Source organism: Arthrobacter sp., assembly GCF_031179385.1.
GTDB lineage: Bacteria > Actinomycetota > Actinomycetes > Actinomycetales > Micrococcaceae > Arthrobacter_D.
In genome coordinates this window covers 23,771-30,218 of record NZ_JAPSHV010000023.1, presented here as the reverse complement: position 1 = coordinate 30,218, position 6,448 = coordinate 23,771, and the positions used below count along the sequence as shown (strand labels likewise).

Genomic DNA, 6,448 nt, shown 5'->3' with positions numbered 1-6,448 from the left:
CGAACGGTGACGCGGGAGGAGCTGTCGGAGGGGATACTGCACGGGACGATTGACGCCGTCGTGCTTACCTCGCCCAGCATCGCCGGGCGCCTGCATGCCATGATGGGAACCCTGCCCGAGACCGTGATGACAGTCGCGATCGGGCGACGGACGGAGCGGGACGCCTCCGCCCTCGGACTAAGGATCGACGCAATAGCCGCGTCCCCCAGCCCAACAGGAATCGCAGATGCGGTGAGCAACGCCGTCGTCAATCATCGGAAGAGGACCTGACCCATGAGCTTCCCTCAGCACCGGCCACGCCGACTTCGCTCGACCCCGGCTATCCGCCGGCTCACCGCTGAGAACCGTCTCAGCCCGTCTGAGCTGATTCTGCCCGCCTTCATCCGGGAGGGCCTGAGTGAGCCTGCCGCTATCAGCTCGATGCCCGGCGTCGTCCAGCACACCACCGACACACTGAAGCGCGCCGCCGTCGAAGCTGCGGATCTCGGCGTCGGAGGCATCATGCTCTTCGGTATACCGGCCCAGCGTGATGCCACCGGCAGCGCCGGTCTCGACCCCGACGGCGTCCTGAACCGGGCTATCGCTGATGTGCGCTCGGAGGTGGGGGATGCCCTCGTCGTGATGAGCGACGTCTGCCTGGATGAATTCACCGATCACGGGCACTGCGGCGTACTGGATGCCGATGGTGCTGTGGACAATGATGCCACGCTGGACCTCTACGCACAGATGGCCGTTGTACAGGCTGAGGCGGGTGCCCACGTCCTTGGCCCCTCAGGCATGATGGACGGCCAGGTAGGAGTCATCCGCCAGGCTCTCGACGCAGCCGGTCATCAGGAGACCGCCGTCCTGGCTTACGCCGCCAAGTACGCTTCGGCTTTCTACGGACCGTTCCGGGAAGCGGTGGACTCGCAGCTGACCGGCGACCGCCGGACCTACCAGATGGACGCGGCCAACCGCCGGGAGGCCCTCGTCGAGGTCAAGCTCGATCTTGAGGAAGGTGCCGACATGGTGATGGTGAAGCCGGCCATGAGTTACCTCGATATCGTGGCGGATGTCGCCGCGATGTCGCCCGTCCCTGTTGCGGCTTACCAGATCTCGGGAGAGTACGCCATGATCGAGGCGGCCGCCGCGAACGGCTGGATCGACCGGCGTCGTTCCATCGAGGAATCAGTGCTGGGAATCAAGCGTGCCGGCGCGCAGATCATCCTCACGTACTGGGCAACTGAACTGGCCACCTGGCTGAAGGAGAGCAAGTAAATGACACAGTCCGAAGACCTGTTTGCGCGCGCACAGACCCTGATGCCCGGTGGGGTGAACTCGCCGGTGCGGGCCTTCGGCTCGGTCGGCGGCACGCCGAGATTCCTGGTGTCTGCGCAGCGGGCGTATGTGACGGACGCCGACGGCCGCGAGTACGTTGACCTCGTCTGCTCCTGGGGCCCGGCGCTCCTTGGACACGCCCATCCGGCCGTGCTCGAGGCCGTTCACCGTGCCGCGGACAGGGGACTGTCCTTCGGCGCATCGACCCCGGCTGAAGCCGACCTGGCGCAGTTGGTCCGCGAGCGGGTGTCCGCCGTCGAACGCATCCGGATGGTCTCGACCGGGACCGAAGCCACCATGACGGCAGTGCGCCTGGCGCGCGGCTACACGGGCCGGAACCTCATCGTGAAGTTCGCGGGCTGCTACCACGGTCACCTTGACGGGCTCCTCGCCGCAGCCGGATCGGGAGTGGCAACTCTTGCCCTTCCCGGATCTGCAGGGGTCACGGATGCCACAGCTGCCGAAACACTGGTACTGCCGTACAACGACGTTGCAGCAGTCGAAGCGGCGTTCGCTGAGCACGGTGGATCGATCGCCGCAGTCATCACCGAAGCGGCTCCCGCGAACATGGGCGTGGTCGAACCGGCCCCCGGTTTCAATGCGGCGCTGTCGCGTATCACCGCCGAGCACGGGGCACTGCTGATCGTGGATGAAGTCCTAACGGGATTCCGTGTGGGTCCCGGCGGCTACTGGGGGCTAACCGGCAAGGATGAAGGCTGGGCTCCGGATCTCTTGACCTTCGGCAAGGTCATTGGCGGCGGGCTTCCGGCGGCAGCACTTGGCGGCCGCGCGGACGTCATGGAATATCTGGCGCCTTTGGGACCGGTCTACCAGGCCGGAACCCTTTCGGGGAACCCGCTCGCCATGGCTGCGGGTGTCGCCCAGCTGACCCACGCCACTGACGAGGTGTACCGCACGATCGATGCCCGTTCGCTGGAGCTGTCCGCGGCTGTGTCGGAGGAGCTCACGCGGGCCGGCGTCGATCATTCTGTCCAGCGGGCGGGAAACCTGTTCAGCATTGCTTTCGGCACCTCGGAGCGCGGCGTACGCAACTATGCTGACGCCCAGGCACAGGAGACTTTCCGCTACGCGCCGTTCTTCCACTCAATGCTGGACTCCGGGGTTTACCTGCCGCCGTCTGTCTTTGAGGCCTGGTTCCTCTCCTCGGCCCACGACGACGCCGCCATGGAACGCATTGTGGCCGCATTGCCCGCAGCCGCTCGGGCTGCAGCCGCCGCGGGCGCTACGCCGTCGGGAGTATAGGTCGGCATCCGTCCGGAACGTCCTGGAACAGTAATGGCCGGCGGACCCGTGAGGGTACGCCGGCCATTCTTCTGTGTACATCTTTGCGGATTACCGCGGGCGGCTTAGAAGCCGGGGGCTACGTCCCCGTTCGGCCAGGTCTCCTCGATGTACTGCTTCACCTCGGGGGAGTGCAGCAGTTCCTCAAGCTTGGCGATCCGCGCATCACCCTCGGAGGATGCGTTCCATGCCAGGAAGTTGGCGTACGGGTTGTTCTCGACGGACTCGACAATCAGGGCGTCCTCAGTGCTGAGGCCGGCATCCAGGATGTAGTTGCCGTTGATGATTGCAACGTCCACGGTGGGGTCCTGCAGGTCGTTGAGCAACAGTTCGGGCTGGTTCTCCACGAACTCGAGACCCTTCGGGTTCTGCTCTTCAGTCAGGGACAGCACCGAAGCGTCGGCCTCAATGTTCTCGAGCAGGCCTGCTTCCTGGAGCAGCGTCAGTGCGCGCGCCTGGTTCGAGGGGTCGTTTGTGATCGCTACGCGACCGCCGTCGGGTACTGCTGAGACGTCGTCGTGCTTCTCGGAGAACGCAGCATAAGGCTCGATGTGGACGCCCTCACCGTGCGCGAACTCGTAGCCCTGGCTTTCAACCTGGCTCTCGTAGTAGGGCAGGTGCTGGAAGTAGTTAGCATCCAGGTCGCCCTCGCTCAGCGCGATGTTCGGCGTGGTGTAGTCGTCGAACTCCTGAATTTCGAGTTCGATACCGCTTCCCTCGGCGAGGTTGTCGCGGACAAATTCGAGGATCTGGGCATGGGGTACGGGGCTTGCACCGACGGTGACCGTGGCCGGACTGGCGGGGTCGAGGGTTTCAACGGCGGCGGGAGCGCTGTCGCCCGCACCGCATGCTGAGAGGGTGAGAAGTGTGGCCAGCCCGGCGGCTGCCAGCGAGAACTGCTTACGCATGGTGATGTGCGTTCCTTTCTTTGGACCGGCGGTCGGGTGGGACCGTGGACGCCGGGAGGATGACGGCTGGCGGCTACCGGCCGTCGTCGGCCCCGCCTGGCGGGCGGAGCAAGTTGGGGGAGGGCCTTCAGACGCCGATCACGTTGTTGGCTGCTTCCTGACGACGGTTCCGCCTGCTGCGGCGGGCACCTGCCGTGGCGGCAGTCCGGTGGTCCACACGCTGAGCGAGGCGGTCGCCGATCAACTGGATGATCTGCACGATGGCGACGATGATCACGATGATGACCACCATGACCGTAGTGTCGAACCGCTGGAGTCCGTAGTTATACGCGAGCCGGCCCAGGCCTCCACCACCGATGATTCCGGCCATTGCCGAGTATCCGACAAGGGTGACAAGCGTGGTGGTGAACGCCGCGATGAGCGACGGGAGGGCTTCGGCGATCATGACCTTGGTGATCACCTGAAGACGCGTCGATCCCATAACCAGCGCAGCATCAATTTTTCCGGACGACACATCACGCAGGCTGGTCTCGACGAGGCGGGCGAAGAACGGGATGGCGCCGATGCTCAGGGATACGGAAGCTGCGACTGGACCGATGGAGGAACCGGTCAGGAACCGGGCGAGCGGGATCAGGGACACCATCAGGATGGCGAAGGGAATGGACCGGGTGATGTTGACGACGACGTCGCTCACAATGCGGTTGGTCACGGGCATCGGCCGGAGTCCGCCCGGGCTGCTGGTATGCAGAAAGATTCCCAGCGGGAGACCGATAAGCAGAGTGAAGAATCCCGAGATGCCGATCATCTGAAGCGTGGCGAGGAACTCCTCAGGAAGCGCCTGGGTGATTCCGGGATTTTCGAAAAGGCTGTCGAGGAAATTCACGCTGCCACCTCCACATGTACGCCGGCACCCTCAAGGTAGGCGGTGATCTCGCTGAGCGGCACGGGAGAGTCAACCTCTACCCGGAGTCGGCCGAAACGTGACCCTGCGAGAGTTTCCACGGTTCCTGCGATGACGTTCACATTGGCGTCGAACCGCCGGGTCAACTCCGACAGGATCGGTGCTGAGGCCGTCTCACCGACAAGCAGCAGATCAAGCTCGGGCAGGGTCGCATCGAGAGAGCTTGAGGGCAACGGCATCAGGGACTTCCCCAGGGAGCCGGAGCGGTCGCCCACAACTTCGTGAAGGGGTCCGTGCTCGATGATTCGGCCGCGCTCAAGAAGCGAGACCGAGTCGCAGATCCGCTTTACGACGTGCATCTCATGCGTGATGACCAGAACGGTCAAATTCAGGGTACGGGTCAGGTTCCTGATGAGCGTCAGGATGTCCTCGGTGGTCGCGGGATCAAGCGCCGAGGTCGGTTCGTCGCACAGCAGCACATCCGGATCCGAAGCCAGAGCGCGGGCAATGCCCACCCGCTGCTTCTGACCGCCCGAAAGCTGGGACGGATAGGCATCAGCGAACTCGGTGAGGCCAACAAGGCCAAGGAGTTCGTCGACCTTGCGGCTGATCTCGGATTTCGGGGTCTTTACAAGCTCGAGCGGATGAGCGACGTTCTGCGCTGCAGTCCGGGAATCCATCAGGTTGGCGTGTTGGAAGACCATGCCGATCCGGCGACGGGCTGTGCGGATCTCAGAATCCTTGACGCTGGTCAGTTCGCGACCATCAATGACGACGGATCCCGAGGTTGGGCGGTCGAGGAGTGTCAGGCAACGGACAAGCGTTGACTTGCCGGCCCCGGAGTGTCCGACGATTCCGTGGATGGAACCTTTCGGTACTGCGAGGGTGACGTCGTCCAGTGCTGTAACGGTTCGCTCACCCTGGCGGTAGGTTTTGCGCAGGTTGGTGACTGTGATCATTCGTCCTCATGCTGTCTGGGAGTTCACAGGATCTCTGTGAACTCCGCTACTCCGCGAGCAGGAAAGCGGCATCCTTCAGGGCGTCGTTCGGGAGTGTGATGGGTCCTCAGCCGGCCGGAATTCGGCGCGGATGGACGCAGAGTAATGCCAAGCAAGTATGGCACGGTCGAAAGATCCGATTGAAATTTAGTGCGGGGGATCACGTCGCCGGCTATGAAGAAGTAGTATCCCGGGGCGGGGTCGAATAATCTTCGATCTGATGGACGAGCGGCACCTACTTGGGGCCGTTGCTGCGTGACCTGCCTGTAGATTCAGCACGCAATTGCAGGCCATCCGCCCTCGACCACCGCTGCTGGGTCACTGCGGCGTAGATATTCCTGGAAACTTTCAGCCTGGCGACGAGCCCAGGTCACCTGGAATCCATGCAGGTCGGGCGCCGGCTTTTGAAGCTGATGGAACCGGTCTGCAAGCACTGCACCGACGCCGAGTGTGGCCAGGACGTCAGCTGCGGAGGTATGCGCGTTCTCAAGGGGGACGCCGTAATGGGCGCATGTCGCGCTGAGCGTTCGTTTCCCGCGGCGGTAACGGTCCGCGTACTTGTCCATGACATAGGGATCCAGCACAGGGAATGGGTTGGGCGTGAAGACGTTATGCCTGGAACCTTCGCTGGCGAGGACCGTGAAGTCATAGCGGGCGTTGAACGCCAGGACGGGAATGCTCCTCCGAAAGTAGCAACGCAACACTTCGGCTACCTCGTGCACTACCTGCGCGGCAGGTGCTCCCTGTTCTCTTGCGGTGCTGGTGGAGATCCCGTGGACGGATGTTGCCTCACTGGGGATGTCCACGCCTGGATCGGCAAGCCACTCGTGGTGGTGCAGGACTTCTCCCTGCCCGTCGACGAGGATGATCGAGGCGGTGACGATGCGCGCAGTGAGCGGATCGCGGCCGGTGGTTTCAAGGTCAAAAGCCGCCCTGGGATGCATGTGCCAGCTGTTCATGGCCCAGACGGTATCCGCCGGGTATGACAATCTTGTTCGCCGACGCCGCGCCGGCGACCCGAC

General features: G+C 63.6%; 7 protein-coding genes. 3 read left to right on the top strand and 4 right to left on the bottom strand.

All coding sequences use genetic code 11. The features are described 5' to 3' along the window. The 3 genes from RIF85_RS05700 to hemL form a co-directional block, all read left to right on the top strand. Positions 1-270: uroporphyrinogen-III synthase (locus tag RIF85_RS05700; protein ID WP_309070945.1), on the top strand; the 270-nt coding region annotated here is incomplete at its 5' end. 3 nt (positions 271-273) lie between these two features. Then, positions 274-1,257, top strand: coding sequence for a porphobilinogen synthase (hemB, locus tag RIF85_RS05695; protein ID WP_309070944.1), 984 nt, complete (start codon positions 274-276; stop codon positions 1,255-1,257). Further along, complete coding sequence (hemL, locus tag RIF85_RS05690; RefSeq protein WP_309070943.1) at positions 1,258-2,580, top strand: glutamate-1-semialdehyde 2,1-aminomutase; 1,323 nt, start codon at positions 1,258-1,260, stop codon at positions 2,578-2,580. Positions 2,581-2,684: 104 nt separating this feature from the next. Here the strand turns inward: hemL and RIF85_RS05685 are convergent, their stop codons facing one another. The 4 genes from RIF85_RS05685 to RIF85_RS05670 all read right to left on the bottom strand — a co-directional run bounded on the left by RIF85_RS05685 (position 2,685) and on the right by RIF85_RS05670 (position 6,385). After that, on the bottom strand, positions 2,685-3,527 hold the full coding sequence (locus RIF85_RS05685) for a MetQ/NlpA family ABC transporter substrate-binding protein (RefSeq protein WP_309070942.1): 843 nt from the start codon (positions 3,525-3,527) through the stop codon (positions 2,685-2,687). 127 nt (positions 3,528-3,654) lie between these two features. After that, positions 3,655-4,410 (bottom strand): methionine ABC transporter permease, encoded by a 756-nt coding sequence (locus RIF85_RS05680; RefSeq protein WP_309070941.1) that lies wholly within the window; start codon positions 4,408-4,410, stop codon positions 3,655-3,657. Continuing rightward, complete coding sequence (locus RIF85_RS05675; protein ID WP_309070940.1) at positions 4,407-5,387, bottom strand: ATP-binding cassette domain-containing protein; 981 nt, start codon at positions 5,385-5,387, stop codon at positions 4,407-4,409. The genes RIF85_RS05680 and RIF85_RS05675 overlap by 4 nt, the downstream gene beginning before the upstream one ends. A 311-nt stretch (positions 5,388-5,698) precedes the next feature. Beyond that, positions 5,699-6,385 (bottom strand): 3'-5' exonuclease, encoded by a 687-nt coding sequence (locus RIF85_RS05670; RefSeq protein ID WP_309070939.1) that lies wholly within the window; start codon positions 6,383-6,385, stop codon positions 5,699-5,701. Positions 6,386-6,448 lie beyond the last annotated feature (63 nt).

What these genes read in the sequence shown, in the direction of transcription:
- hemB (WP_309070944.1), top strand. Translation starts at nt 274, where the DNA reads ATGAGCTTCCCTCAGCACCGGCCACGCCGACTTCGCTCGACCCCGGCT.
- hemL (WP_309070943.1), top strand. Translation starts at nt 1,258, where the DNA reads ATGACACAGTCCGAAGACCTGTTTGCGCGCGCACAGACCCTGATGCCC.
- RIF85_RS05685 (WP_309070942.1), bottom strand. Translation starts at nt 3,527, where the DNA reads ATGCGTAAGCAGTTCTCGCTGGCAGCCGCCGGGCTGGCCACACTTCTC.
- RIF85_RS05675 (WP_309070940.1), bottom strand. Translation starts at nt 5,387, where the DNA reads ATGATCACAGTCACCAACCTGCGCAAAACCTACCGCCAGGGTGAGCGA.
- RIF85_RS05670 (WP_309070939.1), bottom strand. Translation starts at nt 6,385, where the DNA reads ATGAACAGCTGGCACATGCATCCCAGGGCGGCTTTTGACCTTGAAACC.